This is a genomic window from Thiomonas sp. (assembly GCF_054608695.1).
Map to the genome: position 1 here is coordinate 1 of NZ_JBTRXV010000072.1, position 22106 is coordinate 22106.

Below are 22106 nucleotides of genomic sequence, written 5' to 3' on the forward strand. Positions count from 1 at the left end.
CCGTGTCGTGGCCGACAACTCCCGCCGCTGGTGGAGCAACAGCGGCATGCTGCTCAACGCCGCGCTGAACCTGGCCTACTTCGATGCCCTCGGACTGCCTCGACTCTCATGACCTCAAGCTCGCGAACCGCCCGGTGCGGACCCGCACGCCGGGTGGTGTGGCAGGGGTGCGGCTCTGACGAGCCGCCCCCTATGCCGATTCCCCGATGCCATCTTCACGACAGATGAAAAGCCGGTCAACCAACGCGGACGTTATCTGCACGCCGGCACCCCGCCAGCGGGATGGAGAATCTGCCGACGTTCTGTGTTGATTGCGTCGGATAACATCGGCAGCAGTTATTATCCGACGATCTAATTAGGTTGGGCGTCTTGATCAATAGACGAGCAATTGACTAGGGAGAAAATAATGGCAGAGAAGCACCCTTACATGTCCGGAACAGCTGGTTTGGTCCAAGCGGTTGCGCACTTGAGACGCTCTTTCCCTGCTCAGGTAAGCGCCGAGACACTTAAGAAGCTCGGTATCGCACCAAACAATGAAACTTACGTCCTCAACATTCTCCGATTCATCGGGGTACTCGACGCAGAGAGCAAGAAGAACGCAAAGGCCGTGGGCGTCTTCAACAAGCACGATGATGCCGAGTTCCAAGCCGGCTTCGCCGAGTTGGTGAAATCGGCCTATGTCGATCTGTTCGGGCTGCATGGTGACTCGGCTTGGTCGCTGCCGACGGACAAGTTGATTTCGTATTTTCGTAACACCGACCACACCAGCGCAATCGTTGGCCAACGGCAGGCCTCTACGTTTCAAGCGCTTGCTTCACTGAGCGGTAAGAATGATGGTGCTTCACGAGCAACCGCGCCAAAACCAAAGCGAGCTGACTCATCGACATCTAAAACCGCAAAGATAAAGGTCAGTGCTAAATCGCTGCGTGTTGCCGGGGTGCCCGCAGCCATCGCAGGACCGGCCGCCACCACCATGCCGAGCGCCGGCAACACATCGGGAATGGCGCTCACTGTTCGAGTTGAAATCAATCTTCCAGCGGGTGGTGACCAAGAAACATACAACCGAATCTTCAAGAGCATTCGCGAGAATCTATTGAATGGCAACGTTTCTTGACCGCTTTGAAACTATCGTCAGGCGGGCAAAGGCGTTTGACGCACGCGATGGCCAAGACAGCCTGGCTTTACACCCGTTTGATCGCCGCAACATTCATCCACGTCTGCCACCGAAAGTGCGAAAGCTCTTTGATGACGGTCACTATGCCGAAGCAACTTTCGAGGCATTCAAGTTTATCGACAAGGTCGTACAGAAGCACGCCAAAGTCTCTGAGTCAGGCATGAAGCTGATGATGCAAGTATTTGACGAGGCAAAGCCATTGCTACAGCTAACAGCCCTCTCGAATTCCAGCGAGATAGATGAACAGAAGGGATACCGCTTTCTGTTTTCCGGCGCGGTCATGGCGATTCGTAATCCTCGTGGCCATGAGGTCAACATCTCCGACGATCCAGACACTTGCCTGGATCATCTGGCGTTCGCATCGCTACTGCTGCGTCGACTAGAACAAAGTGGCTTCGCATAAAACGCCCAACCAATCATTCGAGCGGCCTCGCGCGAAAAGCCGCGCGAGGCCGCTCAATTCAGATGTTGGGCCGTCAACCGAGATTTGGTGCTGGATTTTTGAGATTGAATGATGAGAACGTTTCTGAAGAATAACAAAATCTTTTTTGAAACAATTGCCACGACCCTACTGGCGCTTATGGCCCTCATAGTCTCAACAGCGCAATGGCGTGTTGCCGCTGATTCCCGATATCTGGCAAATATTAGATATCTTCCCCACATTAATGCTGAACTAAGTCTTGATAACTCAAGAGAGGGGTGGCAAACAGACAAATTTGTAATATCCAACTCCGGAGGTGATGTGTATGATCTTGCATCGCGCCCAATAGCGTTTCTAGATATTAGAGAGCTTCAATTACTTCGTCCGGGACAGAAGCCAGATCCGAATATGCGCCTAAAGAGTGCCTAAATATCTCTTGGCGGATATTTTTCAGTCGTGACGTATTGTACAGTCAAAATGACAGGCACCGTATCGATTCAGGAGACAAAAAACATCTTCGCAATGGACGATATAGAGAGGAAATTCGAAAATTCCTACTTCGCCAGCGATAAAAAATCCATAGATATTCAGGTTGATGTTTTTTAAAGGTTAAATACAAAGATAGATTCAGGGACGAGCATGTTGATTATTTTAGGATTTCCCCTGGTGGGCGGGCGGTTCCTATAAGCCAAGATCAGGGCCTTGTCATTTACAAGGAATACGTGGAAATGTCCAAAATCAAGGATCGTTTGGATTTTAGGGGGACTACTGCAAAAGATATCGAGCACCTTTGGCATAAATATGGAACCTAAATCTAATGTCTCGGCAAGCGCACTGATCAACAATGCGCTCATGTTGGACGCTGCACTGCTGTGCAGTATGCGCCCCACAGCCTAAGCGTTTGGTCCATGCCCCAGTAAGCGAACACCAAATCCACCATTCTCCACGCCATGCTCGGCATTCACCACTTCGCGCTGTTCCTGCTCGCCGGCCTGTTGCTCAATATGACACCGGGGGCGGACATGCTGTTCATCGTGTCGCGCAGCGCCGCGCGCGGGGCACGCGCGGGGGCGGTGGCTGCGCTTGGCGTGGGGGCGGGCTGCCTGGTGCATGTGACGGCCGCCGCCGCGGGGTTGTCGGCGTTGATTGCCGCGTCCGCGACGGCGTTCGCGGTGGTCAAGTGGCTGGGCGCCGCTTACCTGGTCTGGCTGGGCGCGGGCTTGCTGCTGGCGCGCCGTTCCGGCGCTGCCGCCTCCGTGGCCGAACGCGCCGCGCGGGCGCCTGAACAGACCCTGCGCGCCGTGTTCCTGCAAGGCATGCTGACCAATGTGCTGAACCCCAAGATCATCCTGTTCTTTCTCGCCTTCCTGCCGCAGTTCGTCGACCGCACGGGCGGCGCGCAGGGCTGGGCCTTCCTGTTGTTGGGCGTGGTGTTCGACATCAACGGCACCCTGTTCAATCTCATCGTGGCCTGGCTGGCGGCGCGCACGGGTGCCCGCCTCGGGCGCGCGCAGGCGCTGGGGGTTGGCTTGCGGCGTGCAACGGGGCTGGTGTTCGTGGGTTTGGGCCTGCGCCTGGCGCTGGCCGCGCGCAACTGAGGCCTGCAGCATTTAGAATCCCGCATTCCCTGAGGAGCGTTGCAACGCACGGCTGGCTGTTTCACCGCCAGACCCGTCGCCAGGCTCGGGACTTTGATCGCAGGCTGTCTTTGTCGAGGCGGCTTTCCTTCAACGGCGCTCACCCAACCCGTGCCGGGCGCGGGATGCGGTGCGCATCCGTTCCCGGCCGCCTTGTTCGGAGTTTGTATGAACGCTGTGGTCGATTTGAAAACCTCCCCCGACTTTTGCATCGCCGACATCGGCCTGGCCGATTGGGGCCGCCGCGAAATTGCCATTGCCGAGAGCGAAATGCCCGCGCTGATGGCCATCCGCGAGGAATATGCCGCCCGGCAACCGCTGCGCGGCGCGCGCATCACCGGCAGTCTGCACATGACCATCCAGACCGCCGTGCTGATCGAAACCCTGCAGGCGCTGGGTGCGCAGGTGCGCTGGGCCTCGTGCAATATTTTTTCGACGCAGGACCACGCCGCCGCGGCCATTGCCGCCAGCGGCACGCCGGTGTTCGCGGTGAAGGGCGAGTCGCTCGAAGACTACTGGCTCTACACCCACCGCATTTTCGAGTGGACCGACGGCGGCTACTCGAACATGATCCTCGACGACGGCGGTGACGCCACGCTGCTGCTGCACCTCGGTGCGCGTGCGGAAAGCGATGCCGCCGTGCTCAACCACCCGACCAGCGAGGAAGAGCGCGTGCTGTTCGCCGCGATCAAGGCCAGGATCGGGCGCGAGCCCAAGTGGTATTCCACCCGCCTGGCGCGCATCTTGGGCGTGACGGAAGAAACCACCACCGGCGTGCACCGCCTGTATCAAATGCACCAGCGCGGCGAACTCAAGTTCCCCGCCATCAACGTCAACGACAGCGTCACCAAGAGCAAGTTCGACAACCTCTACGGTTGCCGTGAAAGCCTGGTGGACGGCATCAAGCGCGCCACCGATGTGATGGTCGCGGGCAAGGTCGCCGTGGTCGCGGGCTATGGCGACGTGGGCAAGGGCTCGGCGCAGGCCTTGCGCGCTTTGAGTGCCCAGGTCTGGGTGACCGAGATCGACCCGATCTGCGCGCTGCAGGCGGCGATGGAAGGCTACCGCGTGGTGACCATGGACTACGCCTGCGAGCATGCCGACATTTTCGTCACCGCCACCGGCAACTACCACGTCATCACCCACGACCACATGGCCCGCATGAAGAACCAGGCCATCGTCTGCAATATCGGCCATTTCGACAATGAAATTGACGTGGCCAGCATCGAGAAGTACCAGTGGGAAGAGATCAAGCCCCAGGTCGATCACGTCATTTTCCCTTCCGTTGACGGAAAACCGGGCAAGCGCATCATCCTGCTGGCCAAGGGGCGCCTGGTGAATCTGGGTTGCGGCACCGGCCACCCCAGCTATGTGATGAGCTCCAGCTTCGCCAACCAGACCCTGGCGCAGATCGAGCTGTTCAGCAAAGCCGCCGATTACCCGGTGGGCGTCTACACCCTGCCCAAGCACCTCGACGAGCATGTGGCGCGCCTGCAGCTCAAGACGCTGAACGTGCAGATCACCACGCTCTCCGACCAGCAGGCCAGCTATATCGGCGTGCCCAAGGACGGGCCGTACAAGACCGAGCATTACCGCTATTGATCACGATTGATCGCTGGTATTTCGCCGCATGTGGGGCCTGCCCCGGCCAAGGCTGGAGCAGGCCCCACATGCCATCGATTGGCATGTTTCCGGGCTTTGGCGCGCATGAATCTCTCCCATCTCAGCTTCGAATTCTTCCCGCCCAAGACGCCCGAAGGCGCCGTGAAGCTGCGCGCCGCGCGGCAGCGGCTCTATGTCCACAAGCCCGAGTTCTGCTCCGTCACCTTTGGCGCCGGTGGCTCCACGCAAGACGGCACGCTGCACGCCGTGAAGGAAATTGCCGAGGAAGGCGTGGCCGCCGCGCCGCACCTCTCCTGCGTCGGCGCCAGCCGCGACAGCGTGCGCGCCTTGCTGCAGCGCTACCGCGCCGAAGGCATCCGCCGCATCGTCGCCCTGCGTGGCGACTTGCCTTCGGGCTACGGCCTGGGCGGCGAGTTCCACCACGCGCGCGACCTGGTGGAATTCATCCGCACCGAGACTGGCGACTGGTTCCACATCGAGGTGGCCGCCTACCCGGAGGTGCACCCGCAGGCGCGCAGCCCGCAAGACGACCTGCGCCACTTCGTCGAAAAAATGCAGGCCGGCGCGAACTCCGCCATCACCCAGTATTTTTTCAACAGCGACGCCTACTTCCGCTTCGCGGACGACGCCCTTGCCGCTGGCGTGGACGCGCCCATCGTGCCCGGCGTCATGCCCATCACCAATGCCAGCCAGTTGCTGCGCTTCTCCGAAGTGTGTGGCGCCGAAGTGCCGCGCTGGGTGCGCCTGCGCCTGCAAAGCTTCGGCGACGACCGCGCCAGCATCCTCGCTTTCGGCCGCGAGGTGGTGGCCAACCTGTGCAACCAGCTCGTGTCCGGCGGCGCCCCGGGGCTGCACATCTACACCCTCAACCAGGCCGAGCCCACGCTCGACCTGCTGGCCGATCTCGGCACGCGTTGAGCCTTGCGGCGCGCGCCGAGCCGCCTGAAGATCGGCTGATTCAGGCGACCGGCCTGGGGTGAGATTGGCGCGACCGAACGACGTCCGGGCCGCCCTCAGGCACCGCAACAAGCGGCCGGCAGGCCGGCTTCGCGCGAAGGCGCTTGCGCCGCCATGGTGCCGGCGAATGGCCTTGTGGCCATGCCGGCCTGGCCCGTTTGCGGCGCTTGCCACATGGAAGCTGCATCAACGGCGACTGGGCTGGGCCGAGCGTTTGCGACCATGGCGCTTGCGGCCGGGGACGTTGCAGCGACCACCCGCAGGTTGATGGGTCCCCAGGCGCTGGCCACCATGCGGCCGCGACCGCGCAGCACATGGCTTTCGCCCGGGCGCAGGAACACATCGTCCGGCTCGCCTTCCTCGGTCAGCCACAGCAGCGGTGCGTTCTGCCCGGGGCAGGGCGGCGCGGCCGCTTCCACCCGCAGCCCGAGCGCGCCGCGCAACAGCAGCGAATCGCCGGTTTGCAAGGCCACCCAGGCGCGTTGCACCTGCAGGGTATCTGTATTCCATTCGCGCATGATGCCCTCCGTCGTTTCCAGGCTCGGGCGCAGTGGAGATTTTCCTTTCTGCACCCAAGACTACCTTGCCCTGGATGCAAGCATAGGTGCCGGACGGCGCTTGCAAAAACGGTCATTTCGTATTCTCATGATGCACAGAACGCATGATGAAGGAAGCCGGATGCCGCCTCCAGCCACAACCCCGCCACGGCGCCCGACACGGCGCATCGACACTGGCTTCCTGCGCGCGTTCGAAGCCGCCGCGCGCCTGGGCAGCTTCACCGCGGCGGCGCATGAGTTGTCCATCACCCAGTCGGCGCTGAGCCGGCAGATCCAGGCGCTGGAGGCCGAGGTGGGATTGGCGCTGTTCGCGCGCGACGGCCCGCGCATCCGCCTCGCCCCGGCCGGCGAACGCCTGGCCGCGACCCTGCGCCCGCTGCTGGCCGCGCTGGACGACATGGTGGCTGCCCTGCGGCGCGGCGCGCAGCGCCCCAGCGTGCGCATCACCACCTTTCCGTCCTTCGCCAGCCTGTGGCTGATGCCGCGCCTGCCGCTGTTCCAGGCCGAGCACCCGGAGGTGGACATCGCCGTGGAAGCCTCCGACCGCATGGCCGATCTGGAGACTTCCGGGCAGGATGTGGCGCTGCGCCTGGTGCACCCCGACAACCCGCTGGCCCGCACGCCAGGCACCCGTGCCTTGTTCGAGGAGCGCATCGCGCCGGTTTGCAGCCCGCGCCTGCAGGCCGAGTTGCAGGCGCGCGGGGGTTTGCGCCGGCCTGCGGATTTAAGGAGGGCCACGCTGATTGCCGATGTCGGCACCATGGGCGGGCAGGCAGGCTTCGGGCAGCAGCACATCGACGCCCTGTCCTGGCCCGGCTGGTTCGCCAAGATCGGCCAGCCGATGGTGGAGCCGCAGAGCTGGCTGCACCTCAACTTCACCCACCAGGCGGTGCAGGCGGCGCTGGCCGGCATGGGCGTGGCGATGGGGCAGATGGTGCTGATGCGCCACCTGCTGGCCGACGGCAGCCTGGTGCTGCCGCTGGGCGAGCCGCAGGCCAGCGGCTATGTCTACCACCTGGCCCTGCGCAGCGACGCCACGCGGCGGCCCGAAGTGGCGGCTCTGGTTCAATGGCTACAGGCGCAATTGCTGCCGGATGGCGCGGGCATGGGTTGACAGCCCCAAGCCTCTTGCGAAACTTGTTTCAAGCTGCTGAGGCAGCAGACAGAGTCTTTCAGGCAGCAGATCTTCAAAGTCTTCGGCAACGTCAGCAACGTCTTCAGCGACACCCATTCAACATGTCCCACCCCACCGCCCCAAGCACGCAACACACCAGCGCCGACAGCGCGCTGGCCCAGGTTCAGGCCATTTACGCGCAGGGCGTGGCGCGGCTGCATGACGCGCTGCACCGCTTTCTCGCCGGCGACGAGCCGGCGCAGCCGGTGCACGCCTTCTACCCCTGCGTGCGCATCCGCACCATCAGCAGCGCCCATGCGGACTCGCGCCTGAGCTACGGCTTCGTCTCGCGCCCCGGCGCGTTCGAGGCCACGCTCACCCGGCCCGACTTGTTCGGCGACTATTTCCGCGAGCAGTTCCAGCTGCTGCTGCGCAACCACGGCGTGCCGCTGGACGTGAGCGAGAGCACCACCCCCATTCCGCTGCCCTTCACCTTCGCCGACCACGAGCCCTTCCAGTCCCAGCTCACGTTGGCGCAGCGCGACCGCCTGCGCGAGTTGTTCGACGTGCCCGATTTGTCGGTGATGGACGACGGCATCGCCAACGGCACCTTCGAGCCGCAGCCCGGCCAGCCGCGCCCGCTGGCCCTGTTCAACGCCCCGCGCGTGGACTACTCCCTGCACCGCCTGCGCCACTACACCGGCTGCGATCCCGCGCATGTGCAGAACTTCGTGCTGTTCACCAACTACGGTTTCTACATCGACGAGTTCGTGCGCTTCGCCCGTGATCTCATGCGCACGCCGGCGCAAGGAGCGGATGACTACGTCGCTTTCGTCGAGCCGGGCAACGTTGTCACCCGCCGCGTGGGTGAGGCCGCTGAAAGCCACGACGCCCTGGGCGCAGTGCCTGCGCGCATGCCGCAAATGCCCGCCTATCACCTGCTGCGGCGCGACCGCAGCGGCATCACCCTGGCCAACATCGGCGTCGGCCCGGCCAATGCCAAGACCATCACCGACCACATCGCCGTGCTGCGCCCGCATGGCTGGCTCATGCTCGGCCACTGCGCCGGCCTGCGCAACAGCCAGCAACTGGGCGACTACGTGCTCGCCCACGGCTATGTGCGCGAAGACCATGTGCTCGACGAAGACCTGCCGCCCTGGGTGCCCATCCCGCCGCTGGCCGAAGTGCAGGTGGCCATCCAGGAGGCCGTGGCCGAGATCACCCAGTTGCAGGGCTACGAGCTCAAGCGCGTGATGCGCACCGGCACCGTCGCCACCACCGACAACCGCAACTGGGAGCTGCAGCCTTTCCACGGCCCCCTGAGCACGCCCGAGCGCCGCTTCAGCCAGAGCCGCGCCATTGCGCTCGACATGGAAAGCGCGACCATCGCCGCCAACGGCTTTCGCCTGCGCGTGCCCTACGGCACCCTGCTGTGCGTGAGCGACAAGCCGCTGCACGGCGACATCAAGCTCCCCGGCATGGCCGACCGCTTCTACCGCGAGCGCGTGGACCAGCACCTGCGCATCGGCATCCGCGCCCTCGAAAACCTGCGCCGCCAGCGCATGGAACAACTGCACAGCCGCAAGCTGCGCAGCTTCGACGAGGTGGCGTTTCAGTAAGGCCGCATCGGCAGTCCTCAGCGCTGCGCAGACGATCGTGAAGCCTATGAAGATGAAAAACTATTTTGGCAATCTTTGGATCAGAGTCGGCCTTGCGCTGGTCGTGTTCGGCTGGGCGCCGCTGTTGGCCATCATGCTTCTGGTCGCAATCGGTTTTTGGCCCCATCTCGATCCCATCGTGCCGAGGCTGCTGTACTTTTTCACCGGATGGCCTGCGGTGTTCTGTCTGGTCATCGGTTTTTTTCAGGTGAAGCGCGATCGCGTGTTGGGCGCGGCGCAAGTGGGCGCGGTATCCGCGCAAGCGCATGAAGACTCGCCGCCCTGGAGGGAACACCCTGCGGCTCGCGTCGTGTTGGGGCTCGTCGGCATGGGGCTCGTTGTTTATGGCACGAATGCGATGCTGCACGGTGAGGGGCGGGGGGCTGCCGCGGCCCTGGCCGTTGGTGTCGTCGCCGTGTACTGGGCCTTCGTTGGGCGCTTGCCATTCTGGTTCTGGCGCTGAACTGCACGGCTGGCGGACTCGCATCGCCAAGCCAAACGCATCGCCAAGCGAAACACGACCAGGCCAAACAGCTTGATTGCGCAGCGGGCTGAAACCGCCAAGGGGTGGCATTCACCTCGCGTCGATCAAGCCCTGGGTGGCGCGTCCCGCAACGTCCGGCGCAGGCCGAAGCGGCCTGGCGCCAGGGCGGCCAGGAGGTCGCGTTCCACCGGCGCCGGCTCGCCTTCGATGTGGCTGGCGATGCACTCGGCAGCCAGTGCCGCCAGGGTCAGGCCGCGCGAGCCCATCGCGGTGCTGAGGTAGAGCCCCGGCAGGGGCGGCAGTTCATCGGCCGGACGCTGCAGGGCAGCGGGCTTGGCGCGCGCCAGCGCTTCCCAGTCGGGCCAGGGTCCGGCGCAGGGCAGGCGATCAACGGCCACGGCGCGCACACCTCGAAACACACGGGCTTCGGCGGGAGGCGCAGCGGGCAACGCGCCCACAAGAGGTTCAAGCCCTTGGGCGATATGCGCCCAGGCCGCCTCGATCGGCATGAGCGCCGCCGGGTCGTCCTCGTAGGTGGCGCCGAGGAGTTGCCATGTTTCTCCGGCAGGCAACCCCAGCGACTGCAGGGCGGCAGGCGGCAGGGGCAGCACATAGGCGTCGCCCGCCAGTGGCCGTTGCAAGCGGGCCAGTTGGGGCAGGGTGGACGCAGGCACGAGGAAGGCCTGCCCGGCCTGGGCGCGCAATGGCAAGCTCTGCAGGCACGGACCGCTTGGGGCGAGGCCGCTGGCGCTCAGCAGGCGGGCCGCGTCCAGCGCGGTGGCCATGATGCAAACCGGCGCTTGCGCCAGGACACGCCCGGCCGCGTCCAGCGCTTGCCAATCTGCGATGGCATGACTGGAGCTGCCAGGGTGGGTGACGGTGAAGGTCGGCGCGCGCCGCAAGCGATGCACCTGGGCACCGCCTAGCCGCACGCCGGGGGTGGCCAGCCAGGCGCGCACCAGGCTGCTGGCCGCAGCCACGCCACCCGCCGGCCACCAGCCGCCTTGGGTGACTTGCGCGCCTGCGCGCAAGCTCGCCTCGCCAGCATCCACGACCTCGGCCACGCTCGGCGGAAGGGCCAGGGCCGCGGCGATGGCGGAAAGATCCGGCAGGGCGGAGCCGGGCTCGGCCAGCAGCAGCCCGCCGCCTTGCCACAGGGCGTGGCGCTCGGGTTCGGGCAGGGCGGCGAGCAGGGCCGCCAGGCCGGCGCGGCCGAGGCGGGCGAGACGATCGTCGTCCGGTGAGATGCGCGCATGCGCCAACCCGGCCGGCAGCGCCGAGGCACCTGCCGCAGCGCCGTCGGCGTCGAGCACGTCCACCGTCCAGCCCCGCCTGGCCAGGGCCTGCGCGCATGCCGCCCCCGCCAGACCCGCGCCGATGACCATGGCGTGACGCTCAACCGATGTTGCAGCGGCGCGCGGCTCCAGCCGCCGGGTCCGCCAGCGCGGTGCATACACGGCCTGCAAGCGTGCCGCCTCGCCGCCGTAGCCGGGTAGCTTGCTCACGGTGAACCCGGCTTGTTCCAGATGGGCGCACAGGGCATGTGCCACGCTGGTGCTGGCCAGCCGCGCACCGGGCCGCGCCAGCCTGGCCGCGGCCTTGATGACGCCGGGCTCCCACATGGCAGGATTGCGTGCGGGGGCGAAGCCGTCGAGGTGGATGGCGTCGGCGCCCAGATCGAGCCGGGGCAACACCTCGCGCACATCGCCCAGTGCCAGAGTGAGCTTGACGCGCCCTGCGGCGAATTGCAGTTGGTGCAGGCCGCGAACGGCGGGCGGCCAGGCGGCGGCGAGTTCGTGCGCCAGCGGCAGCAGGGACGGGTCGGCGCAGGCCGCGATCAGGTCGGTGGCAGCGAGGGGATGCAGCTCCACGCTGACGAAGTGCAGGGTGTCGGGACGTGCCGGGTCGGCCAGCCAGGCTTGCCAGGTGGCGAGGAAATGGGTGCCCAGGCCGAAGCCGGTTTCCAGCACCACGAATTGCCGCCGCCCGGTCCAGGCCGAGGGCGTGTCGAGCAGGCCGCAGCCACCGAGGAACACGGCGCGCGCCTGGCCCAGCGCCCCGGCGCTGCTGGCGTAAATATCGCCATAGCGTGCGCTGTACGGGCGGCCCTCGGCGTCGCGCGCCAGCGGCTCCGGATGGATGGGCGCGGGGCGGCTCAAAGCTCCTCGTCGCCCAGCAGGCCGGCTTCCAGGCCGAAGCTGCCGGTTTCGGTGAGGATGAGGTCGAGCAGGTGGTCGTGCGGTTCGGCGCGCAGGTCGTCGAGTTCGCAGAGATCGAAGGCCAGGCCGATGGTGTAGACATCGCCACGGCCGGCCATGTAGCGGTCGTAGTATCCGCCGCCATAGCCCAGGCGCAGGCCGGCCTCGACGAAGCCGACGCAGGGCACCAGCAGCGCGTCGGGCTCCACCGTGCGGCTCTGGTCCACCGGCACGGCAATGCCGTAGGCGCCGGCTTGCAGCGCCTCGCCCGGCGCCCAGGCCACGAAGCGCATCTGCCGCGTCGCCGGGTCCACCACGGGCAGGGCGAATTGCACGTCGGGCAGGGCCTGCGCCAGTTGCCGCAGCGCGGGCAGCGGGTCGAACTCGCCGCGCGTGGCGCAATAGGCGCCGAGGCAGATGGGTTCGAGCGCCGTGACGGCGCGCACCACGGCGGCGGTGAGCGCGGCTTCCTTCGCGCTGCGGTCGGGCAGTTGTTCGCGCCGGGCGATGAGGGCGCGGCGCAGCGCGGCACGGTCTTCACCTTCGCTTTCGCGGGGAATGGGTGTCAGGGAGTAGGGGCTCACGCTAAGCTACGGGGTATGGAGTTTGCCGACATGGTCTTGCATATTGTGCCCTCGCCCAAGCGTCACCCGCGGCGAGGAGGGTGGTACCGGCTGAGGCGGCTTGTGTTGAGCCTGGCGCTGAGCCTTCCGTCTCTTGCCGTCATGGGCGGCACGGCCCGGGCACAGATGCCGGCCAGCGCGCCCGACACCATGCAGACGGCCAGCCAGCCTTTCGCCAACGACGCCGCCGACCAGCTCATCCTGCAAGCCTCGCAAGGCTTCCAGCGCGGCGACCCCAAGCCGGCCCAAGAGGCGCTGCCGCAGTTGCGCGGCAATCTGCTCGAGCCCTGGGTGGCGTATTGGGCGACCCAGCCCAACCTGATGCGCATGACCCAGGCCGACTTCGACCGCTTTGCGCAGCGCTACCCCAACACCTATGTGCTCGACCGCCTGCGCAACGACTGGCTGCTCGAACTCGGCCGGCGGCAGGACTGGGATGACTTTGCCAAGGTCTACCCCGACTTCATCATGCGCGACGCCCCGCAGGTGCAGTGCTACGACCTGCAGCGCCAGTTCGAGACCGAGAACCGCGACACCAGCGCTGACGTGCTCAAGCTCTGGACCGAGCAAAAATACGGCGGCGCGGGCTGCAACAGCGCCGCGCGCAGCCTGCTGGCAGCGGGCAAGATCAGCCAGCAGCAACTGTGGCTGCGCCTGCGCCGGTTTTTCGAGGACGAGCAATTCAAAACCGCCTTGAGCTTCGCCCCGAGCCTGCCGGTCGGGGCCTGGCAAGGCATCGACGCCGCCGCCCACAACCCCTTGCGCCTGGTGCTGAACGACGCGCGCCAGGGTGTGCCGCGTGACGCCATGCAGCGCCAGTTTCTGGTGCTGGCGCTCTTGCGTCTGGGGCAGCAAGACCCGCAACAGACCATGCGCCTGCTGCTGGGCAGCTTCACGGCACTGCCAACCGCAGACCGCGCTGCAATCGCCTACCGCGCAGCCCGCAGCGGCGCGCTGCAACTCTCGCCCAACGCGGCGCTGTGGTTCGCCCAGGCGCGGCACATCGACCCCGAATACCGCCCCGCCGACTCCACCCTGGAATGGATGGTGCGCGCGGCCCTGCGGGCGCATGACTGGAAGCTGGTCGAGCAGGCCAGCCGCCAGTTCACCGGAGCCGATGCGCAGCGCCCCGACTGGACTTATTGGCACGCCATGGCGCAGCGCGAGCTGGGCCACCTGATCGAGGCGCAGGCGCTGTTCGCGCAGGTGGCCAACCCCTGGACTTACTACGGCCAACTGGCCACCGAAGCGCTGGGCATGAAGATCAGCCTGCCCGCCAGCCTGCCGACGCCGCCGGCGCGGAAGGTGCTCGAGCAGGTCCGGCAGGCGGGTTTCCAGCGCGCGCTCGCGCTGTTCCAGCTCAACCTCTACACCCCGGCGGTGCGCGAGTGGAACTTCACCTTGCGCGGGCTGAGCAACGAGCAGTTGCAGGCCGCGGCGCAAGTGGCTTGCGACCGGCAGGTCTGGCTGCTGTGCATCAACACCAGCGAGCGCGTCAAGGGCGGTGTCGACTGGTCGCAGCGCTACGCCATGCCCTACCGCGACGCCATCGGCGCCGCGGCGAAATCCACCGGCGTGAACGAGGCCTTCCTGTTCGGCCTCATCCGGCAGGAGTCGCGCTTCATTGCCGGCATTCGCTCCTGGGTCGGCGCCAATGGGCTGATGCAGCTCATGCCGGCCACGGCGCGCTGGGTGGCGAACAAGATCGGCATGGGCGACTACGCGCCCGACCGCATCGCCCACGTCAACACCAACGTCACCCTGGGCTCGGCCTATCTCGACATGCTGCTGCAGCGCTTCGACGGCTCCGAGGCGCTGGCGGCGGCGGGCTACAACGCCGGCCCGGGGCGCCCGGCGCGCTGGCGCAATATGGGCCTGCCCGACCAGCCCGACCTGTCCGGTGCCATCTTCACCGAGAACATTCCCATTCCTGAAACGCGCGACTATGTGAAGCACGTGCTGGCCAATGCCACGGTGTACGCGGCGCTGCTCACCGGCCAGCCGCAATCCTTAAAATCGCGTCTGGGCCAGGTGGGGCCGCAAGCGCAGCAGCAGGCCAACGTCGAAGCGCTGCCCTGATCCGCTGCGGCCCAGGAAACGGCCGACAGCATCAGCGGTCAGCCGGCAACGAGCCGTTGGCGTTCAACGCATACAAGCAAACAGGGATATCGATGCAGAACATCGTGGTCTTCGGGGGTTCGGGTTTCATCGGTTCGCAACTGGTGGCGCGTCTGAGCGCAGCGGGTTGCCGGGTGCTGGTGCCCACGCGCCGGCGTGAGCGGGCCAAGCATCTGCTGCCCCTGCCCACGGTGGACGTGGTGCAGATCGACACCTTCGACACCGCCACGCTGGAGCGCCTCATGCAGGGGCAGGATGCGGCGGTGAACCTCGTCGGCATTCTCCACGGCCGCGGCGGCAAGCCTTACGGCGGCGACTTCGCCCGTGCCCATGTGCGCCTGCCGCAGAACCTGGCCGCCGCCTGCATGGCCACCGGCGCCAGCCGTCTGGTGCATGTCAGCGCCATCGGCGCCGACCCGCACGGCCCATCCATGTATCTGCGCTCCAAGGGCGACGGCGAAGCCGCGGTGCGCGCGCAGGACGGCCTGCGCTGGACCATCCTGCGGCCCTCGGTGGTGTTCGGCCCCGGCGACAACTTCCTCAACCTGTTCGTCCGGCTGCAACGCCTGCTGCCGGTGGTGCTGCTGGGCGGGGCGAACGCACGCTTCGCCCCGGTGTATGCCGGCGACGTGGTGCAGGCCATTCAGCACGCGCTCATCGGCCCGCAGGCCGACGCCACCATCGGCCAAACCTACGAACTCACCGGCCCCCAGGCCTATACCCTGGCCGAACTGGTCAAGCTCTCGGGCCAGTGGGCGGGCATCAACCACGGCCGTGGCCGTCCGGTCATCGCTCTGCCCGCGCCGCTGGCCAGACTCACCGCGCTGCTGATGGAACTCGCCCCCGGCGAGCCGCTGATGAGCCGCGACAACCTCGACTCCATGCGTGTGCCCAATGTGGCCAGCGGCCAGCTTCCGGGCTTCGCCCCCGAACTCGGCGTGACCCGACCCTACGGCTTGGAGGCCATCGCCCCGGACTACCTGTCCGGGCGCGACCCCGAGACGCGCTACAGCCAACTGCGCGCCACCGCCGGGCGCTGAAGGCGCGCAAACCCATGCTCACCCTCATCATCGGCAACAAGAATTACTCGTCCTGGTCGATGCGGCCCTGGGTGTTGATGCGCCACTTCGGCATCCCCTTCACCGAACGCAAGCTGCGCCTCGACAGCCCCGAGTTCTACGCCGCGCTGGCGCCCATCACGCCCACCCAGACCGTCCCCGTGCTGCTGGATGGCGACCTCGTCGTGCCCGACACCCTGGCCATCGTCGAATTCCTGGCCGAGCGTTTTCCGCAGCACGCCATCTGGCCTGCCGACGCCACGCAGCGCGCCCGCGCCCGTGTGCTGTGCGCCAGCATGCACGCGGGGTTCCAGAATTTGCGCCAGCAGATGGGCATGAACATCGAAGCCAGCCTGCCGGGCCTGGGCTGGAACCTCGCCGTGCAGCGCGACATCGACCGCATCTGCGCCCTATGGGATGGCGCGCTGCGCGCCAGCGGCGGCCCTTTCCTGTTCGGCGCCTTCGGCGCGGTCGATGCGTTCTATGCGCCAGTCTGCGCCCGCTTTCGCACCTATGCCCCCAAGCTGCCCGACTTCGCCGCCGCCTATGCCAGCCGCGTGCTCGACGTGCCGGCGGTGCGGCAGTGGTGTGACGAGGGCCGGGCCGAGCACGACTTCATCCCCACCGACGAGCCTTATCGTTCGCGGCCGGACTGGCACTAGCCGCCACCCTCGGCATCGACGCCACACCCGGCCAGCCGTGTCGGGCGCTTTCCCCATTCGCTCTCGCGCCATCCCAACCCCCCATGCTCAACGCTGCCCAGGAACGTGCCGTCTCGCATCTCGGCGGCCCTTGCCTGGTGATTGCCGGCGCCGGCAGCGGCAAGACGCGCGTCATCACCCACAAGATCGCGCGCCTGCTCAAGGCCGGCTACGCGCCGACTGAAATTGCCGCCATCACCTTCACCAACAAGGCTGCCGCCGAAATGCGCGAGCGTGCCAAAGTCCTGCTCGACGACCGCAAGGCGGCCCAGGGCTTGGTCATTGCCACCTTCCACGCCCTGGGCGTGCGCATGCTGCGCGAGGACGGCCAGGCGCTGGGCTTGAAGCCGCAGTTCTCCATCCTGGATACCGACGATGCCGGCGGCCTGCTGCGCGAGGCCGGCGGCACCACCGACGCCAAGCTGGCCCGCAGCTGGCAGTGGCGCATCAGCCAGTGGAAAAGCGCGCTGCTCGACCCGATGGATGCCGCGCGCCAGGCGCAGACGCCGGAGGACGCGCAGGCCGCCAAGGTCTGGCTGCGCTACGCCGAGCAGCTCAACGCCTACCAGGCGGTGGACTTCGACGATCTGATGGTGCTGCCGCTGCGCCTGTTGCAGCAGCACGCCGATGTGCGCGAGCGCTGGAACGCGCGCCTGCGCTATTTGCTGGTGGACGAGTACCAGGACACCAGCGACGCGCAGTACCAGCTGCTCAAGCTGCTGGCGGGCACGCAAGGGCGCTTCACCGCGGTGGGCGACGACGACCAGAGCATCTATGGCTGGCGCGGCGCCACGCTCGACAACCTGCGCCAGTTGCCGCTCGACTACCCCACGCTCGAAGTCATCAAGCTGGAGCAGAACTACCGCTCGACCAACGCCATCCTGCGCGCCGCCAATGCGGTGATTGCCGCCAACCCCAAGCTCTACCCCAAGAGCTTGTGGAGCGACCACGGCGAGGGCGACGCGGTGGAGGTGCGCGAGGCCGATAGCGACGACGACGAGGCCGAGCGCATCGTCGCCCGCATCCAGGCGCTGCGCGGCGGGCGCGGCGCGAAGTTGTCGGACATCGCCGTGCTGTATCGCGCCAATCACCAGAGCCGCCCCATCGAGCAGGCGCTGCGCCGCGCCAATATTCCTTACGTGGTCAGTGGCGGCCAGAGTTTTTTCGACCGCGCCGAAATCAAGGACGTGTGCGCCTACCTGCGCCTGCTGGCCAACCCGGACGACGATCCCGCCTTCCTGCGCGCCGTCACCACGCCCAAGCGCGGCATCGGCGCGGCCACGCTCAAGAGCCTGGGCGCGTTCGCCACGCAGTGGAAGGTGTCGCTGTTCGACGCGCTGTTCCGCGAGGCCCTGCCCGGCATCGTCGGCGCGCGCCACGCCGAAGGCCTGCGCGAATTCGCCCGCCTGATGCACGACATCGACTGGCGCGAACGCACCGAGCCCGCCGGCCCCTTGCTGCGCGAGCTGCTCGGCGCCATCGGCTACGAGGCGCACCTGCGCGAGACCGCCGACAACGAGCGCGAAGCCAGCCAGCGCTGGAGCAATGTGGGCGACTTCTGCGACTGGATCACCCGAAAGGCCGAGGAAGACGGCGCCAGCTTGAAGCGCATGGCGCAGATGGTCGCGCTCATCACCCAGCTCGCCGAGCGCGGCGACCAGCAGGAGGCCGTCACCCTCTCCACCCTGCACGCCGCCAAGGGCCTGGAGTGGCAGCATGTGGTGCTGGCCGGTTGCGAGGAAGGGCTCCTGCCGTTTTTCACCGAAGACCGGCCGCTGACCGACACCGGCCTGGAGGAAGAGCGCCGGCTCATGTACGTGGGCGTGACCCGCGCACGCCTCACCCTGGTGCTCAGCCATTGCCGCAAGCGCCGCGCCGCCGGCCGCGGCAGCCGCAGCCCCGAGCCCAGCCGCTTTCTCACCGAGCTGCGCGCCGAGCTGCCGAAGGTGGACGGCCGCGCCGCGGCGCTGGCGCGCATCGCGGCGATGAAGGTGCGCAAGCAGGGTGAGGAAAGCGGCGTGGCGGCGACTTGACGGTTTGAGGTGGTGTTGCGCGGGGGCGGCTCCCCCTCCCGGCCTCCCCCACGGGTGGGGGAGGAGAGGGCACCGCTGCGCGATGCTCGAGACGCCCCTCCCGGCCTCCCCCACGGGTGGGGGGAGGAGAGAACACCGCTGCGCGACGCCCAGAATGCCCCTGGCCTCCCCAAGGTGTGGGGGGAAACAAGCGCGCCGCGACCGTCAAGCCCCCTCCCCACGCGTGGGGAGGGTTGGGGAGGGGAGCGGTTCAGCTTGCCGAGTCTTGCCGATGCACGTCGTGCGTGACGAAGGGGCGATTGGCGCTGGGCAGATCGAACCAATGGGTGTGGGCGAGGGTGCGTTGCACCGTGTGCAGGCCGCTGTTCCAGTGGGCGCGCATCGTGCCGCGGCCGAACTGGAAGTCCTTGTCCTGGCCGTCGTAGGGCTTGTCTTTGTAGATCAGGTGGATGACGTTGTAGCGCTTGTCGCGCGCCATCTCCTCCACCTGGCTGCGCAGTGGATCGCGGCTACGGCCGGCCTGCGGAATTTGTGCCAACAGGCCGCGCAGAATGCTGCGCTGCTCGTGCGCCCGCTCCAGCATGTCGGTCACGGCGCGGGTGCGGCTGGAGTACTGAATGTCCTTCACCCGTTCGCCCACCTCGCCCAGATTGCGCGGCGGGTCGCCCTGGGCGCTCCACAAATCCACCTGGAACACCAGGGTGTGCGCATGCGGGTGCCCGCCCAGCACTTGCGTCAGCGGGGTGTTGGAGACCAGGCCGCCGTCCCAGTACAGGTCGTCGCCGATGCGCACCGCCGGGAAGCCGGGCGGCAGCGCGCCCGAGGCCATGAAATGCTCCGGGCCCAGGCGCTGCTCGGTGGTGTCGAAATACTCCAGGTTGCCGGTGCGCACGTTCACCGCGCCGACCGAGACGCGCATCTCGCCGTTGTTGAGCCGGTCGAAATCCACCAGCTCCTCGAGCGTGGCGCGCAGCGGCGCGGTGTCGTAGACGCTGGCCTGGTCGGGGCCGATGCCGGGCAGGGGGCGCGGCACGAAGAACCCCTTCTGCCCCTCGGCCAGGGCGCGCAGGCTTTGCAGCGGCGCCATCCACGGCAGCGCGTTCTCCGGCAGCAGCGACACCCAGGGTTCCTGCTCCCACAGCGTGGGCGGCAGCACCGGCTGCTGCGTCACGCGGTGCCAGAACTCGCGCAGGCGCAGGGCGCGCAAATGCGGCGGATTGCCGGCGATGATGGCGCAGTGAATGGAGCCGATGGAAATGCCCGCCACCCAGGTGGGCTGGATGCCGGCTTCCGCCAGCCCCTGCACCACCCCGGCCTGGTAGGCACCCAAAGCGCCGCCGCCTTGCAGCACCAGCGCGATGTGCTCGTAGGCGGCCACGCGCGAGAGCAGCGGGTTCGAGCCGGTGGGCTCGATCGCCAGCTCGGCCTGCGCTTGTTCGAGGGCTGCACCGACGCGGCGCGCAGGCGCGGGAGCCGCTTTTGGAGGCGCTTTCGCCACCCGCTTGCCCTGAACCGGAGCCTGCTCGGGCTTGGGCACCGTGGCGGCGTCCATGGCCGCAGCGATGGCCTTGCGTGGCGCGCGCGCTGGGACAGTCTCGCTCTTGGCGCTCATTGCATGCACCAGCCGTGGCTGACGATGACCGACTGCCCGGTGAGCGCAGCCGTGGGGAAGGCGGCGAGGAACAAGGCCACCTGCGCCACGTCGTCCACCGTGGTGAATTCACCGTCCACCGTGTCCTTCAGCATCACGTTCTTGATCACCTGGTCTTCGGTGATGCCCAATTCCTTGGCCTGCTCGGGAATCTGCTTGTCCACCAGCGGCGTGCGCACGAAGCCGGGGCAAATGACATGCGAGCGCACGCCCTTGTCGCCGCCTTCCTTCGCCAGCACCCGCGCCAATCCCAGCAGGCCATGCTTGGCCGTCACGTATGCGCTCTTGAGCTTCGAGGCCTCGTGCGAATGCACCGAGCCCATGTAGATGACCACGCCGCCGCGCTTGTCGGCATACATGCTTTTCAGCGCCGCCTTGGTGGTGAGGAAAGCGCCGTCGAGATGGATGGCGAGCATCTTTTTCCAGTCGGAGAAAGCGTAGTTCTCGATCGGGTTGACGATCTGGATGCCGGCGTTCGACACCAGAACGTCGATCGGCCCAAGCGCCGCCACCGCCTTGTCGAAGCCGGCGTTCACCTGCTGCTCGTTGGTCACGTCCATCGCCACGCCCACCGCCTTGCCGCCGGCGTCGATGATTTCCTTCGCCGTGGCGTCGGCGCCGTCCTGGTTCAGGTCGGCCACCGCCACCGCGCAGCCCGCCTTGGCGAACACCAGCGCCATGTTCTTGCCAATGCCGCTGGCCGCTCCCGTGATGAGGGCGGTCTTGCCTTTCAAGCTGGTCTGGGTGATTTGCATGGGAATCTCCGGTTTGGGTTGGTTCGAATCGAGGCCCGACGCGCCGGATAGCGCTCGCCGGTCCGTGGAGCACTGCACGCCTGTGTTTTGGTGCAGAGCACCATTCGAGTGTAGGACCACCCTCGGCGCCGTGCTGCCGCGCCGGCGGTGGTCTTGTCAGCAGGCATGACAGACCTTTGCATTCTGGCCCCACCGCCTTAAGTGCCTCTGAAGCTGCACCCAGGCTGCCAGGGCCGGATTGAGCGGGCCGAACGGCCATGCCCAGTTTGCGTCTTTTGGCTGAGTTGTATGCACTGTGACAGGGTTGGCTCAAGGAACCTACCTGGGCTGGCACACATGCTGGATTGCCGGGTCTGAGCCGATGCCCGGCCCTGGGGTGGCTCCAAGCCAGGAGCTATTGGGTGAGGCGCATGGCATGACGCTGTTCGCACGGCAGGCAGGGCTGGGCGTGAACCCCAGACCGTGGCTGAGCGCCAGCCCTGCACCCGAACTGCACCGGGCGCCACTTCAGCAGCCGCTGTCCCAGCAGGGTGGTGATGGATTCGGCGATCAACGCGACCAAGGCCAGCACACGCTTGAGCGTTCAGAGCCGCTGACAGTCTGACCTACACGGCCTCAGGGCTTGCCGTGGCTCAGGCCGCCAGTGCGCCGCTGCGCTCCAGCGCCTGCAGCACCTGCTCGCGTGGCACGGCCTGATTCAGCGGCGCGCCCAACTCGCTCAACAACACGCAGCGCATGTGCTGGGCACCCGTCTCGCCATCCAGCGGCAACAGCTCCAGCCAGCGGGCGGTCGGCGCCCGCGGCGGCGTCATCGGCAGCCCGGCACTCTGCAGCAGGCGGCGCAGGCGCTCGGCCGATTCGGCGCTTTGCACCCCCAGCGACTGCCCCAGGTCCGCCGCCAGCAGCATGCCCAGGCCGATGGCCTCGCCATGCAGGTAGCGCCCGAAGCCGAGCACGGACTCGACCACATGGCCCAGCGCCATGCCAAAGTCCAGTGGCGATGGCGAGCGGTGCTGCTGCCGGTCCTCGGCCTCGATCTGGTCGCGCAACTGCTGGATTCGTTGCACGGCATGCGCCACGGCATGCTGCTGTTGCGCGCGCAAGTCGTCGACGTGGCGCTCCAGCCAGGCGAAGAGTTCCGGGTCGGCGATGGCGGCGCACTTGATGATTTCGGCCAGGCCGGCTGAAATTTCGCGTGGCGAATCGGAGCGTGATTCCAGCGCGGCGCGCAGCCCCTGGCCCAGCTTGGCAAAGGCCGTGCGCCGCGGCGCCGGCTTGGGCTCGGGTGCGGCGGCGGGCGCGCGGGCATCGGCGCGGGCCGTCAACGCCGGCGCGACTGCGGCT

Annotated in this window: 19 protein-coding genes and 1 riboswitch; of the genes, 13 read left to right on the forward strand and 6 right to left on the reverse strand. The window is 66.8% G+C overall.

The features are described 5' to 3' along the window. Window positions 1-406: 406 nt before the first annotated feature. The 5 genes from ACYCUK_RS18110 to metF all read left to right on the forward strand — a co-directional run bounded on the left by ACYCUK_RS18110 (window position 407) and on the right by metF (window position 5773). A complete protein-coding gene (locus tag ACYCUK_RS18110; RefSeq protein WP_461596069.1) occupies window positions 407-1114 on the forward strand; it encodes a DUF5343 domain-containing protein in 708 nt (235 codons plus the stop codon). Further along, entirely contained in the window at window positions 1098-1577 is a 480-nt protein-coding gene (locus ACYCUK_RS18115; RefSeq protein WP_461596070.1) for a TIGR02391 family protein, read from the forward strand. Before ACYCUK_RS18110 ends, ACYCUK_RS18115 begins: the two co-directional genes overlap by 17 nt. Before the next feature lie 968 nt (window positions 1578-2545). Continuing rightward, complete coding sequence (locus ACYCUK_RS18120) at window positions 2546-3193, forward strand: LysE family translocator (RefSeq protein ID WP_461596071.1); 648 nt, start codon at window positions 2546-2548, stop codon at window positions 3191-3193. A 25-nt stretch (window positions 3194-3218) separates the two neighbouring features. Further along, a riboswitch (S-adenosyl-L-homocysteine riboswitch) is annotated at window positions 3219-3341 on the forward strand. 59 nt (window positions 3342-3400) lie between these two features. Beyond that, complete coding sequence (gene ahcY / locus ACYCUK_RS18125; protein ID WP_461596072.1) at window positions 3401-4834, forward strand: adenosylhomocysteinase; 1434 nt, start codon at window positions 3401-3403, stop codon at window positions 4832-4834. A gap of 105 nt (window positions 4835-4939) precedes the next feature. Continuing rightward, window positions 4940-5773: a methylenetetrahydrofolate reductase [NAD(P)H] gene (metF, locus tag ACYCUK_RS18130; protein WP_461596073.1), complete on the forward strand. Its 834-nt coding sequence runs from the start codon at window positions 4940-4942 to the stop codon at window positions 5771-5773. 95 nt (window positions 5774-5868) lie between these two features. Here the strand turns inward: metF and ACYCUK_RS18135 are convergent, their stop codons facing one another. Then, window positions 5869-6330, reverse strand: a complete 462-nt coding sequence (locus ACYCUK_RS18135) for a DUF2917 domain-containing protein (RefSeq protein ID WP_461596074.1) — start codon at window positions 6328-6330, stop codon at window positions 5869-5871. A 160-nt stretch (window positions 6331-6490) separates the two neighbouring features. On the opposite strand from ACYCUK_RS18135, the gene ACYCUK_RS18140 reads away from it, so the two are divergent. The 3 genes from ACYCUK_RS18140 (at window position 6491) to ACYCUK_RS18150 (ending at window position 9604) form a co-directional block, all read left to right on the forward strand. Beyond that, window positions 6491-7483 carry a LysR substrate-binding domain-containing protein gene (locus ACYCUK_RS18140; RefSeq protein WP_461596075.1) on the forward strand — a complete coding sequence of 331 codons (993 nt, stop codon included), beginning with the start codon at window positions 6491-6493 and terminating at the stop codon, window positions 7481-7483. Window positions 7484-7605: 122 nt separating this feature from the next. Next, on the forward strand, window positions 7606-9102 hold the full coding sequence (locus tag ACYCUK_RS18145; RefSeq protein WP_461596076.1) for an AMP nucleosidase: 1497 nt from the start codon (window positions 7606-7608) through the stop codon (window positions 9100-9102). A 52-nt stretch (window positions 9103-9154) separates the two neighbouring features. Next, window positions 9155-9604: a hypothetical protein gene (locus ACYCUK_RS18150; RefSeq protein ID WP_461596077.1), complete on the forward strand. Its 450-nt coding sequence runs from the start codon at window positions 9155-9157 to the stop codon at window positions 9602-9604. 125 nt (window positions 9605-9729) lie between these two features. Here the strand turns inward: ACYCUK_RS18150 and mnmC1 are convergent, their stop codons facing one another. After that, window positions 9730-11784, reverse strand: a complete 2055-nt coding sequence (mnmC1, locus tag ACYCUK_RS18155) for an FAD-dependent 5-carboxymethylaminomethyl-2-thiouridine(34) oxidoreductase MnmC1 (RefSeq protein ID WP_461596078.1) — start codon at window positions 11782-11784, stop codon at window positions 9730-9732. Continuing rightward, the gene (locus ACYCUK_RS18160; protein WP_461596079.1) at window positions 11781-12407 is read right to left on the reverse strand and encodes a 5-formyltetrahydrofolate cyclo-ligase; all 627 of its coding nucleotides are present in this window, start codon (window positions 12405-12407) and stop codon (window positions 11781-11783) included. The genes mnmC1 and ACYCUK_RS18160 overlap by 4 nt, the downstream gene beginning before the upstream one ends. Before the next feature lie 30 nt (window positions 12408-12437). Here ACYCUK_RS18160 and ACYCUK_RS18165 point away from each other — a divergent pair, with 30 nt between their 5' ends. The 4 genes from ACYCUK_RS18165 (at window position 12438) to ACYCUK_RS18180 (ending at window position 18356) form a co-directional block, all read left to right on the forward strand. Further along, a complete protein-coding gene (locus tag ACYCUK_RS18165; RefSeq protein ID WP_461596080.1) occupies window positions 12438-14525 on the forward strand; it encodes a lytic transglycosylase domain-containing protein in 2088 nt (695 codons plus the stop codon). A gap of 86 nt (window positions 14526-14611) precedes the next feature. Next, window positions 14612-15604 carry a complex I NDUFA9 subunit family protein gene (locus ACYCUK_RS18170; RefSeq protein ID WP_461596087.1) on the forward strand — a complete coding sequence of 331 codons (993 nt, stop codon included), beginning with the start codon at window positions 14612-14614 and terminating at the stop codon, window positions 15602-15604. Window positions 15605-15618: 14 nt separating this feature from the next. Continuing rightward, the gene (locus ACYCUK_RS18175; RefSeq protein ID WP_461596081.1) at window positions 15619-16284 is read left to right on the forward strand and encodes a glutathione S-transferase family protein; all 666 of its coding nucleotides are present in this window, start codon (window positions 15619-15621) and stop codon (window positions 16282-16284) included. Between the two features lie 83 nt (window positions 16285-16367). After that, window positions 16368-18356, forward strand: coding sequence for an ATP-dependent helicase (locus tag ACYCUK_RS18180; protein WP_461596082.1), 1989 nt, complete (start codon window positions 16368-16370; stop codon window positions 18354-18356). A gap of 250 nt (window positions 18357-18606) precedes the next feature. On the opposite strand, the gene ACYCUK_RS18185 is transcribed toward ACYCUK_RS18180, so the two are convergent. Both ACYCUK_RS18185 and ACYCUK_RS18190 read right to left on the reverse strand, forming a co-directional pair. Next, window positions 18607-19968, reverse strand: a complete 1362-nt coding sequence (locus ACYCUK_RS18185; RefSeq protein ID WP_461596083.1) for a DUF3734 domain-containing protein — start codon at window positions 19966-19968, stop codon at window positions 18607-18609. After that, on the reverse strand, window positions 19965-20762 hold the full coding sequence (locus ACYCUK_RS18190; protein WP_461596084.1) for a 3-hydroxybutyrate dehydrogenase: 798 nt from the start codon (window positions 20760-20762) through the stop codon (window positions 19965-19967). Before ACYCUK_RS18190 ends, ACYCUK_RS18185 begins: the two co-directional genes overlap by 4 nt. Window positions 20763-21177: 415 nt before the next feature. Here ACYCUK_RS18190 and ACYCUK_RS18195 point away from each other — a divergent pair, with 415 nt between their 5' ends. Further along, a complete protein-coding gene (locus ACYCUK_RS18195) occupies window positions 21178-21366 on the forward strand; it encodes a hypothetical protein (RefSeq protein ID WP_461596085.1) in 189 nt (62 codons plus the stop codon). Between the two features lie 28 nt (window positions 21367-21394). Here ACYCUK_RS18195 and ACYCUK_RS18200 read toward each other — a convergent pair. Beyond that, the coding region (locus tag ACYCUK_RS18200) for a 3-dehydroquinate synthase family protein (RefSeq protein ID WP_461596086.1) at window positions 21395-22106 on the reverse strand (712 nt) is incomplete at its 5' end.